General features: G+C 34.7%; 16 protein-coding genes. 1 reads left to right on the forward strand and 15 read right to left on the reverse strand.

The window, feature by feature from the left end:
- Positions 1–3 precede the first annotated feature (3 nt).
- The 13 genes from nuoK to aspS form a co-directional block, all read right to left on the reverse strand.
- Positions 4–324: an NADH-quinone oxidoreductase subunit NuoK gene (nuoK, locus tag ACM55K_RS00435; RefSeq protein ID WP_035668725.1), complete on the reverse strand. Its 321-nt coding sequence runs from the start codon at positions 322–324 to the stop codon at positions 4–6.
- 1 nt (position 325) lies between these two features.
- Positions 326–838, reverse strand: coding sequence for an NADH-quinone oxidoreductase subunit J family protein (locus ACM55K_RS00440; RefSeq protein WP_416848267.1), 513 nt, complete (start codon positions 836–838; stop codon positions 326–328).
- A complete protein-coding gene (locus tag ACM55K_RS00445) occupies positions 838–1,383 on the reverse strand; it encodes a NuoI/complex I 23 kDa subunit family protein (RefSeq protein WP_416848268.1) in 546 nt (181 codons plus the stop codon). The genes ACM55K_RS00440 and ACM55K_RS00445 overlap by 1 nt, the downstream gene beginning before the upstream one ends.
- A 132-nt stretch (positions 1,384–1,515) precedes the next feature.
- Positions 1,516–2,568: an NADH-quinone oxidoreductase subunit NuoH gene (gene nuoH, locus ACM55K_RS00450; RefSeq protein WP_416848269.1), complete on the reverse strand. Its 1,053-nt coding sequence runs from the start codon at positions 2,566–2,568 to the stop codon at positions 1,516–1,518.
- Positions 2,561–3,610 carry an NADH-quinone oxidoreductase subunit G gene (locus tag ACM55K_RS00455; RefSeq protein ID WP_416848270.1) on the reverse strand — a complete coding sequence of 350 codons (1,050 nt, stop codon included), beginning with the start codon at positions 3,608–3,610 and terminating at the stop codon, positions 2,561–2,563. Before ACM55K_RS00455 ends, nuoH begins: the two co-directional genes overlap by 8 nt.
- An 18-nt stretch (positions 3,611–3,628) precedes the next feature.
- Positions 3,629–4,996, reverse strand: coding sequence for an NADH-quinone oxidoreductase subunit NuoF (gene nuoF, locus ACM55K_RS00460; RefSeq protein ID WP_416848271.1), 1,368 nt, complete (start codon positions 4,994–4,996; stop codon positions 3,629–3,631).
- 2 nt (positions 4,997–4,998) lie between these two features.
- Entirely contained in the window at positions 4,999–5,529 is a 531-nt protein-coding gene (locus tag ACM55K_RS00465) for a complex I 24 kDa subunit family protein (RefSeq protein ID WP_416848272.1), read from the reverse strand.
- An 82-nt stretch (positions 5,530–5,611) separates the two neighbouring features.
- Positions 5,612–6,850, reverse strand: a complete 1,239-nt coding sequence (locus tag ACM55K_RS00470; RefSeq protein WP_315211023.1) for an NADH-quinone oxidoreductase subunit D — start codon at positions 6,848–6,850, stop codon at positions 5,612–5,614.
- A gap of 40 nt (positions 6,851–6,890) precedes the next feature.
- Positions 6,891–7,412 (reverse strand): NADH-quinone oxidoreductase subunit C, encoded by a 522-nt coding sequence (locus ACM55K_RS00475; protein WP_039110431.1) that lies wholly within the window; start codon positions 7,410–7,412, stop codon positions 6,891–6,893.
- 3 nt (positions 7,413–7,415) lie between these two features.
- On the reverse strand, positions 7,416–7,964 hold the full coding sequence (locus ACM55K_RS00480; protein WP_035668744.1) for an NADH-quinone oxidoreductase subunit B: 549 nt from the start codon (positions 7,962–7,964) through the stop codon (positions 7,416–7,418).
- An 86-nt stretch (positions 7,965–8,050) separates the two neighbouring features.
- A complete protein-coding gene (locus ACM55K_RS00485) occupies positions 8,051–8,416 on the reverse strand; it encodes an NADH-quinone oxidoreductase subunit A (RefSeq protein WP_416842472.1) in 366 nt (121 codons plus the stop codon).
- 292 nt (positions 8,417–8,708) lie between these two features.
- Positions 8,709–8,903, reverse strand: coding sequence for a cold-shock protein (locus ACM55K_RS00490; protein ID WP_007137066.1), 195 nt, complete (start codon positions 8,901–8,903; stop codon positions 8,709–8,711).
- Between the two features lie 126 nt (positions 8,904–9,029).
- The gene (gene aspS, locus ACM55K_RS00495; protein WP_416848273.1) at positions 9,030–10,781 is read right to left on the reverse strand and encodes an aspartate--tRNA ligase; all 1,752 of its coding nucleotides are present in this window, start codon (positions 10,779–10,781) and stop codon (positions 9,030–9,032) included.
- Between the two features lie 236 nt (positions 10,782–11,017).
- Between aspS and ACM55K_RS00500 the strand changes: the two genes are divergently transcribed.
- Complete coding sequence (locus ACM55K_RS00500; protein WP_416848274.1) at positions 11,018–11,383, forward strand: toxin-antitoxin system YwqK family antitoxin; 366 nt, start codon at positions 11,018–11,020, stop codon at positions 11,381–11,383.
- 79 nt (positions 11,384–11,462) lie between these two features.
- On the opposite strand, the gene ACM55K_RS00505 is transcribed toward ACM55K_RS00500, so the two are convergent.
- Both ACM55K_RS00505 and ACM55K_RS00510 read right to left on the reverse strand, forming a co-directional pair.
- On the reverse strand, positions 11,463–12,167 hold the full coding sequence (locus ACM55K_RS00505) for an NUDIX hydrolase (RefSeq protein WP_416848275.1): 705 nt from the start codon (positions 12,165–12,167) through the stop codon (positions 11,463–11,465).
- A 149-nt stretch (positions 12,168–12,316) separates the two neighbouring features.
- The gene (locus ACM55K_RS00510; protein ID WP_416848276.1) at positions 12,317–14,002 is read right to left on the reverse strand and encodes a sodium/sugar symporter; all 1,686 of its coding nucleotides are present in this window, start codon (positions 14,000–14,002) and stop codon (positions 12,317–12,319) included.
- Between the last annotated feature and the right edge of the window lie 10 nt (positions 14,003–14,012).

Consider the following 14,012-nt stretch of genomic DNA (forward strand, 5'->3'; position numbering starts at 1 on the left):
CATTTATCCTTTTAAGTTTTTTAAATTATCGATAGTAATTGAGCCTAAGTTTCTAAATATTGAAACTAGAATTGCCAATCCTACCGCAACTTCTGCAGCTGCAACAGCCATCGAGAAAAACACAAAAACTTGTCCTTGCGCATCTTGATGATAGGTAGAAAATGCTACAAACAATAAATTTACTGCATTCAGCATTATTTCAATTGACATAAATACGATAATGGCATTTCGTCTGTATAACACTCCAAAAACGCCAATACAAAAAAGTATCACGCAAAGGAATATATAATTTTCTATCCCTATTTGATTTAAAATATTGTTCATCTTATTTTTTCAGTTTTTCTTTTTTAGACAATAAAACAGTCCCAATCATCGCAACCAAAAGTAATATCGATGCAAATTCAAAAGGAACCATGTACTCATTTAGTAGTATTCTACCTAATACTTTTATAGACTGAAAATCTTCTCCTGTGGAAACATACTCTCCAACAATAGGTTTTGAGTTTATAAAAATTAAAATAAGAACGATGCATATCAAACAAAAAGAAACAATAGCACCTAATCTAGTAATCCTGGGTCTATGAACTTCTTTTTGCTCATTTAAATTCATCAACATGATGGTGAATAAAAATAAAATCATAATCGCTCCAGAATAAACGATAATGTGAACAATTGCCAGAAACTGCGCATTCAATAATAAATAATGACCTGCAACCGAAAAGAAACAAATCACTAAATAAATAGCACTGTGTATTGGATTTCTACTAAAAATTGTCAAAAATGCTGTTGACAAAGTTATCGCTGATAAAACACAAAAAATAATAAGTATCGTAGACATTAGTTAGCGTTTTTAAGTTGAGCGTTTTTCATTGCCACATCTAGAGGCATGACCAATTTATCTTTTCCAAAGATAAAATCTTCTCTTTCATAACTGGAAGGAACCAGCACTTTTGAAGTCGTTAGATAAATTGCATCTTTCGGACAAGCCTCTTCACACAACCCACAAAAAATACAACGCAACATATTAATCTCGTAAATCGAAGCATATTTTTCTTCTCTATACAAATGTTTTTCATCAGCTCTGCGCTCTTCCGCTTTCATAGTGATTGCTTCAGCAGGACAAGACAACGCACACAAACCACAAGCTGTACAATTCTCGCGCCCTTCTTCATCGCGTTTCAACATGTGTTGACCTCGATAAACGGGACTCATTTCACGTACTTGCTCTGGATATTGAATCGTAACTTTTCGAGTGAACAAGTGTCTAATAGTAATAATCAAACCTTTGATTATCGCAATCAGATACATATTTTCCCAAAAAGTCATCTCTTTATTAGAGACCATTTTTTTTCTTCCCGATAAGGATATATTTTCTATTGACATTTTTTATTTTTATTTGAAGCTTAATCCTGCTATTCGTTTCAATCTTTTATCCTGAACTTGTTTCAGGATCCTGAAACAAGTTCAGGATAAAAGGATTTCCACTGCTATCAGGGCTAGGGCTTTTCGGTACAATTAAAATCCTAAATAAGTTGCAATTTCACTTCTCAAAATTACAATACCAGTAATTATAATATTGATGATCGACAATGGAATTAATACTCTCCAACCCAAATGCATCAATTGATCGTATCTAAATCTTGGAATAGTCCATCTCACCCACATGTAGAAGAAAATGAAACTACATATCTTTATAAAAAGAGCAATAATCCCAATAACATTGGCAATATTAACACCCCAATTTTCAACAGCCCAACTCATTCCAGGATAGTTATAACCTCCAAAGAACAAAACCGATAAAATAGTAGAAGAGATAAACATATTCGCATATTCTGCAAATAAATAAAATCCCATTTTCATTGATGAATATTCGGTATGGTACCCTCCAATCAATTCACTTTCGCATTCCGCTAAGTCAAATGGAGTTCTGTTCGTTTCTGCAAAAGCACAAATCAAAAAGATTAAAAATGACAATGGCTGATAAAAAACATTCCAATTCATTCCTGCTTGCTGCGCTGAAATTTCTCTTAAACTCAACGTTCCGGTCATCATCAACAAAGCAATCATTGAAAGTCCCATCGCAACTTCATAAGAAACCATTTGTGAAGCGGCACGAACCGCACCCATCAAAGAGAACTTATTATTAGATGCCCAACCACCAATCATAATTCCGTAAACTCCAACAGATACTACTCCAAAAAAGTACAATAATGCCACATCGATATCAGCTGCCTGAAGTAAAATATCTCTTCCAAATAAATGAAAACGATCTCCCCAAGGAATAACGGCACTGGTCATTAATGCGGTACTCATTGCAATTGCAGGACCTACAAAAAATAAAAATCTGTTTGGGGTATTGGGTTCAAACTCTTCTTTCGAAAATAATTTTAAACCATCGGCAAGCGGTTGAAACAAACCCATTGGACCTGCTCTGTTCGGACCAATTCTATCTTGAAGCCAAGCCGCAACTTTACGTTCAGCCCAAGTGGAATACATCGCCATAAGCATTGTAATAGCAAAAACTACAACAATAATTACGCTTTTATCTATGATCAGTGTACTATTCATTATTTCCCAAACTTTTTTGATTAATAATGTCTTCTTCAGTCAATGGAATTTCCACCATGCTTATTTTCTTACGGTCTTCTTCTCTACCTAAAAGGATATGATCTTCGGTAGCGATTTCCACTTTTTGTAATTTTCTGTTGTATTTATTTTGATTGATAACCGAATCTTTTTCGAAAGCTCTTGGCCCTTCGATAATCCAATCTTTTATGTCTTTATGGTCAAAACGGCATCCATTACAAATAAATTCGTCTACTTCATGGTACTCGTCTTTTCTTCCGGTAACCCTTTGAATTTCGTCACCAAACATCCAAACCGTAGTTTTTCCGGAGCAGGTAGGACAATCTCTGTGTGCATCATAAGGTTTACTGAACCAAACTCTAGATTTAAATCTGAATGTTTTATCCGTCAATGCGCCTACCGGACAAACATCAATCATATTTCCGGAGAACTCATTATCAACCGCTTTTGAGATACAAGTCGATATATTCGAATGATCTCCTCTATCCATTACTCCGTGAACACGATCGTCAGTCAATTGATCAGCAACCATTACACAACGGTAACATAGAATACAACGGTTCATGTGTAACTGAATATTTGGACCAATATTTTCTGGTTCAAATGTTCTTTTTTCTTCGATAAAACGACTTTCTGATTTACCGTGCTCAAAGCTTAAATTTTGCAAATCACATTCTCCTGCCTGGTCACAAACCGGACAATCTAATGGGTGATTGATCAATAAAAACTCTGTTACTGATTTTCTTGCTTCTTGAACTCTCGGTGAAGATTTACTATTCACTTCCATTCCGTCCATACAACCTGTTACACAAGATGCCATTAATTTAGGCATTGGTCTTGGATCAGCTTCACTTCCTTTTGCAACTTCCACTAAACAACAACGGCATTTTCCACCGCTTCCTTTTAGTTTAGAATAATAGCACATTGCCGGCGGAACTACTTCTCCACCTATCATACGTGCCGCTTGCAGGATTGTTGTTCCTGGTTCTACTTCTATGCTTTGACCGTCTATGGTTACTTTCATTTTCTGAAATTCTTGACTTTATACGATTACTTTAGAAACTAAATGCTTTACTTTTTCAAAAGGTTCCGCAACAAAATGATCTCTATTTTTTATTTTTTCCGGGAAACGAATATGATATTCAAACTCATCTCTAAAGTGACGAATTGCTGCTGCCACTGGCCAAGCCGCCGCATCACCTAATGGACAAATGGTATTTCCTTCAATTTTACTTTGAATGCTCAAAAGCAAATCGATATCTTCTTCACGACCGTGACCATTTTCTATTCGGTGCAATACTTTTTCCATCCATCCTGTTCCTTCACGACAAGGGGAACATTGCCCACAACTTTCATGGTGATAAAAACGAGAGAAATTCCAAGTATTACGAACGATGCAAGACGTATCATTGTAAACGATAAATCCACCTGATCCTAACATAGAACCAGTTGCAAATCCACCGTCACTTAACGATTCGTATGACATCAAACGATCTTCGCCAGCGGCAGTTTTATAAATTAAATGGGCAGGTAAAACGGGAACAGAACTTCCTCCCGGTACAAAAGCTTTTAAAGGTCTGTCAGAACTCATTCCGCCTAAATATTCATCAGAATTCATGAATTCGTAAACACTTAATCCCAATTCAATTTCATAAACACCAGGATTTTTAATATGTCCTGAAGCCGAAATTAATTTGGTTCCTGTAGAACGTCCAATACCAATTTTAGCATATTCCGCGCCTGTATTGTTGATAATCCAAGGCACAGCGGCAATCGTTTCTACATTATTTACAACCGTTGGATTTGCCCAAAGCCCTGAAATAGCAGGAAATGGTGGTTTGATGCGAGGATTTCCTCTTTTTCCTTCCAATGATTCAATCAATGCAGTTTCTTCACCACAGATGTAAGCTCCGGCACCACAATGAACATAAAGTTCTAAATCGTATCCCGAACCTAATATATTTTTACCCAAAAATCCGGCAGCTTTTGCTTCGTTAATGGCTCTCTCTAATATTTTATAAACCCACATATATTCTCCACGAATGTAGATATAAGAAAGGTTGGCACCCAAAGCATAACTGGAAGTAATCATTCCTTCAATCAATAAATGAGGAATAAATTCCATCAAATAACGGTCTTTGAAAGTTCCTGGCTCCGATTCATCTGCATTACAAACTAAATGTCTTGGTTTTCCTGATTTTTTATCAATAAAACTCCATTTCATTCCTGCCGGAAATCCTGCTCCACCACGACCACGCAATCCTGAAGTTTTTACTTCTTCAACAACTTCGTCCGGTGTTAATGTTTTTAGGGCTTTTTCTACTGAAGCATAACCCCCGTTCTGACGGTATACTTCGTACGTTTTTATTCCTGGAATATTTATTTTATCTAATAATATTTTTTGTGACATATTTATTTATCGTGTAATATTATTTTATCGTTTTTGCAATCAGCAATTAATTGGTCGATTTTCTCTTCGTTCAAATGTTCTTTGTAAAAATCGCCTAATTGCATCATTGGAGCGTAACCACAAGCACCCAAACATTCTACGCCTCTAACTTCGAATAAACCATCTGGAGTTGGCTCACCCACTTTTACACCTAATTTCTCACAGGTATAATCCATTAAATCTTCTACCCCATTCAAGCAACATGGAGAAGTTTGGCAAAATTCGAACATGTATTTTCCAATTGGTCTTTGGTTGTACATCGTATAAAACGAAACTACTTCGTAAACCTCGATTGGTTTGATCAAAAGGATTTCAGCAACGGTATTCATTAATTCAATACTCAACCAATTCTCGTGAGCATCTTGAACTTCATGTAAAACTGGTAATAAAGCCGATTTTCTTTTGTCTTCAGGATAATGACTTATCAATTCATTGATGCGAGTCATCAATGCTTCCGTCATATTTATTTCTTGTTTGTGATACGTACGTTCCATTTTTTAATATTTTGAATTTTAAATTTTAAATTTTAAATGTTTTGAAACACTTATAATTTATAATTCAAAATTTACAATTCATTTATGCGTCTAATTCTCCGGCAATAACATTTAAACTTGATAAAATAACAATTGCATCCGATAGTAATGAACCTTTAATCATTTCTGGATACGCCTGATAGTAAATAAAACAAGGTCTGCGGAAATGCAATCTATAAGGCGTTCTACTTCCGTCAGTAACTAAATAGAAACCTAGTTCTCCATTTCCACCTTCAACTGGATGATATATTTCGGCAACTGGAACAGGAACTTCACCCATCACAATTTTGAAATGGTAAATCAAAGATTCCATACTCGTGTAAACATCTTCTTTTGGAGGAAGGTAATAATCCGGAACATCAGCATGGAAGTCATTTCCTTCCGGCATTTTTGCTAAAGCCTGACGAATAATACTCAAACTTTCCCAAACTTCGGCATTACGAACACAAAAACGATCGTACGTATCTCCTGATTTTCCAACAGGAATAATAAAATCAAAATCTTCGTAAGAAGAATAGGGTTGCGCTACACGAACATCATAATCAACTCCCGCAGCACGTAAATTTGGACCTGTAAATCCATAAGCCATAGCTTGTTCCGCCGTTATAGCGCCAACATTTACAGTTCTGTCGATAAAAATTCTATTTCTTTCAAATAAGTTTTCAAATTCTTTCCAAGCTGCTGGAAATTCTTCTAAAAACACATCTAATTTTCTAAAAGCTTCTGGCGACCAATCTCTTTCGAAGCCACCAATTCTTCCCATATTCGTAGTCAAACGAGCTCCACAAATTTCTTCGTAGATTTCGTACACTTTTTCTCTAAATTGGAACACATATAAAAATCCAGTATACGCTCCGGTATCCACACCAAGAATCGAATTACAGATGATATGATCCGTGATTCTTGCCAATTCCATTACAATTACTCTTAAATATTGCGCTCTTTTAGGAACTTCAATATCTAATAATTTTTCTAATGTCATCCACCAACCCATATTATTTATAGGCGATGAACAATAGTTCATTCTATCAGTTAGAGGGGTGATTTGGTAAAAAGGACGGTTTTCAGCAATTTTTTCAAAAGCTCTGTGAATGTAACCAATAGTTGGTTCCGCTTCTAGAATTCGTTCCCCATCCATCAACAAGATATTTTGAAAAATACCGTGTGTTGCTGGGTGAGTAGGCCCTAAATTCAGGATAGAAAGCTCGCTTCCATCTTCATTTAGTTGGGCTGCAATTCTTTTAGCATAGCGATGCTCGGGTGGTAATAATAGTTCTGACATTTAGTTAATGTGAAAAATTATAATAGTGAGTATTTTTTTTTTAATAATTGTCGGTTGTTCTTCCAAAGAAACGGTCATCCTTATCCGTTCTTCCGCTGTCTTCCATTGGAAATTCTTTTCGCATTGGAAAGGAAATCATTTCATCCATATTCAAAATACGTTTTAATTGTGGATGACCAATGAAGTTTATCCCATAAAAATCAAACGTTTCTCTTTCCATCCAATTTGAACTTAAGAAAATATTTGATATTGTTTTTATTTCTGGGTTTTCACCGTTGATAAATGCCTTGATTTTAATTCTTTTGTTTTCGTACCAATTATGCAAATGATAAACAACTGCAAATTGATGATCCACATCATTATCAGGATAGTGAATCCCACACAAGTCAGTTAAAAAATGAAAACGTAATGTTGGGTCATTTTTCAAAAAAAGAATCACCGCCGTAATTTTATCGGCAGCGACTTCAAATGAAAATATATCTTTTTCCTGTTTAAATTCAAAAACAGCCGAATCAAATGTTTCAACTAATTTTTCTTGGATTTGTATTGTTTCTAGCGCCATTATTTATTTGATATTATAAGAAGCCAATAATTCTTGGTATTCCGGAGAACTTCTTCTTCTTACAGATTCGTTTCTTACTAATTCCTGCAATTTCATAACACCATCAACAATTTGTTCTGGTCTTGGCGGACAACCCGGAACATAGACATCAACCGGAATCACTTTATCAATCCCTTGTAAAACAGAATAGGTATCAAAAATCCCGCCTGAACAAGCACAAGCACCAACAGCAATTACCCAACGAGGTTCTGACATTTGCTCATAAACCTGACGTAAAATAGGCGCCATTTTTTTGGAAATTGTTCCCATCACCATAAGCATATCCGCTTGACGAGGAGAAAAACTCACTCGCTCTGAACCAAAACGGGCTAAATCATAATGCGAAGCCATTGTAGCCATAAATTCAATCCCACAACAAGAAGTTGCAAAAGGCAAAGGCCATAATGAATTAGCGCGAGCCATTCCTACAACATCATTCAGTTTTGTAGCGAAGAAACCTTCCCCAACAACACCTTCAGGTGGTTCAACCATATTTATTTTAGAATCGCTCATTTTTTATTATTTTGAATTATAAAATTTGGATTATAAATTACAATGACACCATTTAAAATTTAGAATCCAGCTTTTAAAATAAATCTTTATTCCCACTCTAACGCTTTCTTTTTGATAATGTAGAAAAAACCTACCAAAAGTAAAAGCATAAAAATTACCATTTTAACCATTCCTTCCATTCCTAATTCTTTGAAATTGATTGCCCACGGATAAAGAAAAATTACCTCAACGTCAAACAAAACAAATAATATAGCAACAAGAAAATATTTAACTGAAAACGGAATTCTTGCGTTACCTACTGATTCGATACCGCATTCGAAGTTTTTATCTTTGATTTCAGAGTTACGTTTAGGCCCTAATTTTCCCGAAATGAATATCGTCCCTACTACAAAACCTACAGCTAAAATAAACTGCATTAAAATTGGAATATAACTTGATTGGTCGGATTGCATATTTATAGTTGTTTTTTAAGTAAAAATAAGGCACAAAGATAACTTTCAAATTATTAAATAACAATGAAAATTTAAAAATACATCTGCACTATATCGTTGTAAATTTACAGTTTTTATTAATTATAAATAACAAAAAAATTATATTAAGAAGTGTTTAACGTTTTAAATTTTAACAAACTTAAACAAAGGTGTGTTATTTCAATAGTCAAAAAAGTATAAGACAAAAAAAAACGTTCCGAATAATCGGAACGTTTTAAACATTCGTAGGCAAAAAAAATTAATTTTTTTATGCTTAGATCACTGCTACTTTCGCAGCAACTTTTCCTTTTCTTCCTTCTTCTTCTTCATAGCTAACTCTGTCACCTTCGCGTAATTCTTCCGCGTTGATTCCTGATGCATGAACAAAAATGTCTTTTCCTGTTTCTTCGTCTGTAATGAATCCGTAACCTTTAGATTCATTGAAAAATTTAACTGTACCTGTACGCATTGTAATAGTAATAATAATTTATAATGGAGCAAATGTAATATTTAATATAATACGAAAGACATTCTTCGCTTTTTATTTTGTAAAAATATTGATATTCAACGTTTTCAAACAAATTTAAACGATAAACTACACTAAGTCAATTTTAATATGCAACTCTTTTAATTGTGATTCATCAATTGTAGACGGTGCGTCAATCATAACATCTCTACCTGAATTATTTTTTGGAAAAGCAATAAAGTCCCTAATAGTTTCTTGCCCACCTAAAATCGCCACTAATCTATCCAATCCAAAAGCTAAACCTCCGTGTGGTGGCGCACCAAACTGGAACGCATCCATTAAGAATCCAAATTGCGCTTTCGCTTCCTCTTCAGTGAAACCTAAATATTTAAACATCAATTGTTGTGTCGCTTTATCGTGAATACGAATCGACCCTCCTCCAATTTCATTTCCATTCAAAACCATATCATACGCATTGGCACGAACTTTTCCTGGGTTAGTTTCTAATAAATGCATGTCTTCCGGTTTAGGAGAAGTAAAAGGATGGTGCATAGCATGGTAACGACCGCTTGCTTCATCAAATTCCAATAATGGAAAATCAACAACCCAAAGCGGTGCAAATTCAGCTGGCTTTCTCAAACCTAATCGTGTTGCTAATTCCATACGCAACGCACTTAACTGTCCGCGTGTTTTATCAGCAGGTCCGGAAAGTACAAAAATCATATCTCCAGATTGTGCCCCTGTTGTTTTTGCCCAATTACTTAAATCATTTTGATCGTAGAATTTATCTACTGATGATTTATAAGTTCCATCTTCATTGCATTTTACATATACCATCCCTGACGCACCAACTTGAGGACGTTTTACCCAGTCAATTAATCCATCTATTTCCTTACGGGTATAATTGCCAACTCCAGGAACAGCAATTCCTACTACTAATTCCGCAGCATTAAAAACTGGAAATTCTTTGCTTTTTGCAACTTCATTCAGCTCGCCAAATTCCATTCCGAAACGAATGTCCGGTTTGTCATTTCCGTATGTTTTCATGGCATGTTCGTAGGTCATTCTAGGGAATTTCTCCACTTCTACACCTTTAATTTCTTTCAACAAATGTCTTGTCAGTCCTTCGAAAATATTTAAAATATCTTCCTGTTCCACAAAAGCCATTTCACAGTCAATCTGCGTAAATTCCGGTTGTCTGTCAGCACGTAAATCTTCATCACGAAAACATTTTACGATTTGGAAATATTTATCCATACCACCCACCATCAGCAACTGTTTAAAGGTTTGAGGCGATTGTGGCAAAGCGTAAAACTGTCCTTCATTCATTCGAGAAGGAACAACAAAATCTCTTGCTCCTTCCGGAGTAGACTTGATCAAATAAGGCGTTTCTACTTCACAAAAATCCAGATCTGAAAGATACTTGCGCACTTCCATCGCTACTTTATGACGAAAAAGCAAACTGTTTTTCACCGGATTCCTTCTAATGTCAAGGTAACGATATTTCATTCTAATGTCTTCTCCACCATCCGTTTCATCTTCAATAGTAAAAGGAGGCGTCAACGAAGCATTAAGAATATTCAGTTCAGTAACTAAAATTTCTATTTCACCTGTAGGAATATTTTTATTTTTTGCTTCACGCTCAATAACAGTTCCTTTTACCTGAACCACAAATTCACGCCCTAAGGTTTTTGCTAATTCAAATACTTTTTTATCAGAACGACCTTCGTCGAAAATTAATTGCGTAATTCCATAACGGTCACGTAAATCAACCCAATTCATAAATCCTTTATCACGAGATTTCTGAACCCAACCGGCAAGCGTAACTTCTGTATTAATATGTGAGGCGTTCAATTCGCCGCAATTATGACTTCTATACATGATCCAAATTTTAGATTATTTCATCTGTTCGCCCTGTCGGCTCGGGTGCAAATTTAGGACTAATTATGAATAATGAATTGAGAATAGTGATTTTTTACACTATTGTTTTTTACTGCAATTTATTTTCCAATGTTAAGCTTTTGTCTAATGTTACTAAATTGTTATCAAAAAGTTTTTTTAATGTAAAGTATTCGTTAATTTTGATAAAGAAATATAAAATATTAAAAACTATAGATATGAAAAATTGTATTATTTTAGTTGCAATGTTGTTCTCAGGGATGATTTTTGCACAAGAATCAAAACCAGTATTGGAACCTTTTGGCAAAAAGGTTAGAGCAACTTACTTTTTTGAAAATGGACAAGTGCAACAAGAAGGTTTTTTTGAAAATGGAAAATTAGAAGGTGTTTGGGTTTCTTTTGATGAAAAAGGAAACAAAACTTCGTCTGGTGAATATAGAAATGGCATTAAAACCGGCAAATGGTTTTTTTGGTCTGAAAAAGGGGACAATGGCTTTAGCAATTTAAGTGAAGTTGATTATTCCAACAACAGAATAGCTTCTGTTAAAAACTGGAAACAAGAAGCAATAGTTAACATAGACTAAAGACTAATTCTTTACTTTATAAAAAAGCTTTCGCCTAAAACGAAAGCTTTTTTAGCTTTATTCTGTTTCCAGAAAAATATTATTTATTAATATATTGGCTGGAAACAAAATTTAAAAAGGTTTTAAAACCAGCACTATATTTTTTTAAATTTACAGTGTAATAAAATGCTCCTTTTTTGGAATTGAGCATATCTTTATCTTCCAACTTTTCCAACAATTTTGTAGACAACAACTTCCTGTTGAAATTTCCTTTATCAAATTCCATGTTATAAACAGCCTCATAAAGGCTCTGTAATTGTGGCATGGTAAATTTATCCGGCAACAATTCAAACAATAGTGGATGTAGCGCAGCCTTATAACGCAATTTTTCCTTGGCTAGCTCGACAATAGTAGAGTGGTCAAAAATTAATTCGGGTAATTGATTAATAGAAAACCAAGCAGGATGATAGTCTTCATTGATTTGTTGATTGTATTTTTGAATATCAATTAAAGCAAAGAAGGCTACAGAAATGATTCTCTCCGCACCCCCTCTTTTGGGTTCCGAAAAACAATGCAACTGTTCCATATACAAGCCATCTAAGCCGGTAAGTCCTTTAAGTACGCGAACCGCTGCTTCTTCAGCACTTTCATCATCTTCTAAAAAACCTCCTACTAAACTCCACTTCCCTTTAAATGGTTCAAAACTTCTCTTTATAACTAACAATTTTAAATCCTGACCATCATATCCGAATATGATACAATCAACCGCAAATGAGAAATTTTTTTCTTTTAAAAGCCCCTTCATACCAATTAAATTTTATATAAACCCCTTTAAAATCAAAAGCCCTTTAGTTAAACATTTCAATTGATTAATCACAAACTGAAAAACTTAACTAAACGGCATTTTAATCTGATTACAATAGTAATCAAAAAACTAGTTATTTAAAAACGATGCTACCAAAATTTAGCATACAAAGCAAAAATAATCAATAATGTGATTACTATCAATACTGTTGTTTGAGGCTTTACCTTAAACATTTCGGCATCTAATTCAAATGCTTTAGGATTTACTTTCGGACCAGCAAAACTTATTCCAATCATAAGAAGCATTGTAAACATAAATGACAATCCCATACAGATGTGAAACGGTATTTCAAATCCACCTTTACCATTAGTGTAAGCTGTATAAAGCAATGTTTCGTTACCAAATAAAGCTGGCGCAAATTCATTAAATAAAACAGATAATAGGAAACCGGCTATAACGCCTACTATTGCTGCAGTACCAGTAGTTCTTTTCCAGAACATACCAAGGAAAAACATGGCAAATACACCTGGACTAATAAAACCTGTATATTTTTGAATGTAAGTAAAACCACCCACACCACCAATACCTAATAAATCATTCCAAGTAAATAGAACTGCGAGAACCATTGCTCCAAAAATAGCATATCTTCCTATGTTTACCTGAGCTCTATCAGTCGCATCTTTTTGAATGTATTTTTTATGGACATCCAACGTATAAATAGTTGAAATACTGTTTACTTTACCAGCCAAAGAAGCTACAATAGCTGCAGTTAAAGCTGCTACAGACAACCCTTTTAGACCAGTTGGCAAGAAAGTTAACACTGCTGAGTAAGCACCATCTTTCCCTCCTACTAACTGAGGTAAATGTCCATTTTCGTATAAAACGTAAGCAGCAATACCAGGCAACATAACTATAAGCGGCATTAATAATTTTAATATACCTGCAAACAAAATACCTGTACGGGCAGTTTGTAAATCAGCCCCCAATGCTCTTTGAGTAATGTATTGGTTACAACCCCAATAATTAAGATTGATAATCCAAATACCCGCTAAATAAGATAACATTCCAGGGAAAGTAAGGTATTTATTGATATCGTTTTGAGATGAAGTTGCAGTTGGTTTAGGAATAATCATTTTGAAATGCTCTGGTGCTTCTCTCATCAATACTTTGAAACCTGCAATAGCATTTTCGCCCACTCCAAAATAGTGTCCAACCGTAGTCAAAGCGATATAAGAAGTAACCAGTCCACCTATTATTAAAACTGCAACCTGAATTACATCAGTATAAGCAACAACTTTCATTCCTCCTAAAGAGATCAACAAGGCAAAAACGGCAAGGCCAATCATAATAACGTGTAAATACTCACCTCCGGCCAATCCGTTAATGGCTACAGCTCCTAGATATAAAATAGAAGTCAAGTTTACAAATACATATAGGAATAACCAAAAAACAGCCATAATTAAAGCAGTTGATTCATTATACCTTGTTTTTAAAAATTGAGGCATCGTGTAAATCTTGTTTTTTAAATAAACAGGGATAAACCAAACGGCCACAATAATCAAAGCAATAGCAGCAACCCATTCGTAAGCAGCAACAGCAATTCCTAAAAAGAATCCTTCACCACTCATCCCAATAAACTGTTCTGCGGAAATATTAGAAGCAATCAAAGATGCTCCAATCGCCCACCATGTCAACGTTCCTTCTGCCAAAAAATAAGCTTTGGCATCGTGTTCATTTTTTTCACGTTTGCGATAAATGGTATATCCATAAGTGGATACCACAATAAAATAGATAATAAAAACTGCGTAATCCGCAAAAGCAAGGTTCTGGTTCATGAGTAATTTG

It is taken from the genome of Flavobacterium arabinosi (assembly GCF_048158725.1).
GTDB lineage: Bacteria > Bacteroidota > Bacteroidia > Flavobacteriales > Flavobacteriaceae > Flavobacterium > Flavobacterium arabinosi.

Bases quoted from the DNA above. Each gene is read 5' to 3' on its own strand.
- nuoK (WP_035668725.1), bottom strand. From the start codon at position 324: ATGAACAATATTTTAAATCAAATAGGGATAGAAAATTATATATTCCTT.
- ACM55K_RS00440 (WP_416848267.1), bottom strand. From the start codon at position 838: ATGTCTACGATACTTATTATTTTTTGTGTTTTATCAGCGATAACTTTG.
- ACM55K_RS00445 (WP_416848268.1), bottom strand. From the start codon at position 1,383: ATGTCAATAGAAAATATATCCTTATCGGGAAGAAAAAAAATGGTCTCT.
- nuoH (WP_416848269.1), bottom strand. From the start codon at position 2,568: ATGAATAGTACACTGATCATAGATAAAAGCGTAATTATTGTTGTAGTT.
- ACM55K_RS00455 (WP_416848270.1), bottom strand. From the start codon at position 3,610: ATGAAAGTAACCATAGACGGTCAAAGCATAGAAGTAGAACCAGGAACA.
- nuoF (WP_416848271.1), bottom strand. From the start codon at position 4,996: ATGTCACAAAAAATATTATTAGATAAAATAAATATTCCAGGAATAAAA.
- ACM55K_RS00465 (WP_416848272.1), bottom strand. From the start codon at position 5,529: ATGGAACGTACGTATCACAAACAAGAAATAAATATGACGGAAGCATTG.
- ACM55K_RS00470 (WP_315211023.1), bottom strand. From the start codon at position 6,850: ATGTCAGAACTATTATTACCACCCGAGCATCGCTATGCTAAAAGAATT.
- ACM55K_RS00475 (WP_039110431.1), bottom strand. From the start codon at position 7,412: ATGGCGCTAGAAACAATACAAATCCAAGAAAAATTAGTTGAAACATTT.
- ACM55K_RS00480 (WP_035668744.1), bottom strand. From the start codon at position 7,964: ATGAGCGATTCTAAAATAAATATGGTTGAACCACCTGAAGGTGTTGTT.
- ACM55K_RS00485 (WP_416842472.1), bottom strand. From the start codon at position 8,416: ATGCAATCCGACCAATCAAGTTATATTCCAATTTTAATGCAGTTTATT.
- ACM55K_RS00490 (WP_007137066.1), bottom strand. From the start codon at position 8,903: ATGCGTACAGGTACAGTTAAATTTTTCAATGAATCTAAAGGTTACGGA.
- aspS (WP_416848273.1), bottom strand. From the start codon at position 10,781: ATGTATAGAAGTCATAATTGCGGCGAATTGAACGCCTCACATATTAAT.
- ACM55K_RS00500 (WP_416848274.1), top strand. From the start codon at position 11,018: ATGAAAAATTGTATTATTTTAGTTGCAATGTTGTTCTCAGGGATGATT.
- ACM55K_RS00505 (WP_416848275.1), bottom strand. From the start codon at position 12,167: ATGAAGGGGCTTTTAAAAGAAAAAAATTTCTCATTTGCGGTTGATTGT.
- ACM55K_RS00510 (WP_416848276.1), bottom strand. From the start codon at position 14,002: ATGAACCAGAACCTTGCTTTTGCGGATTACGCAGTTTTTATTATCTAT.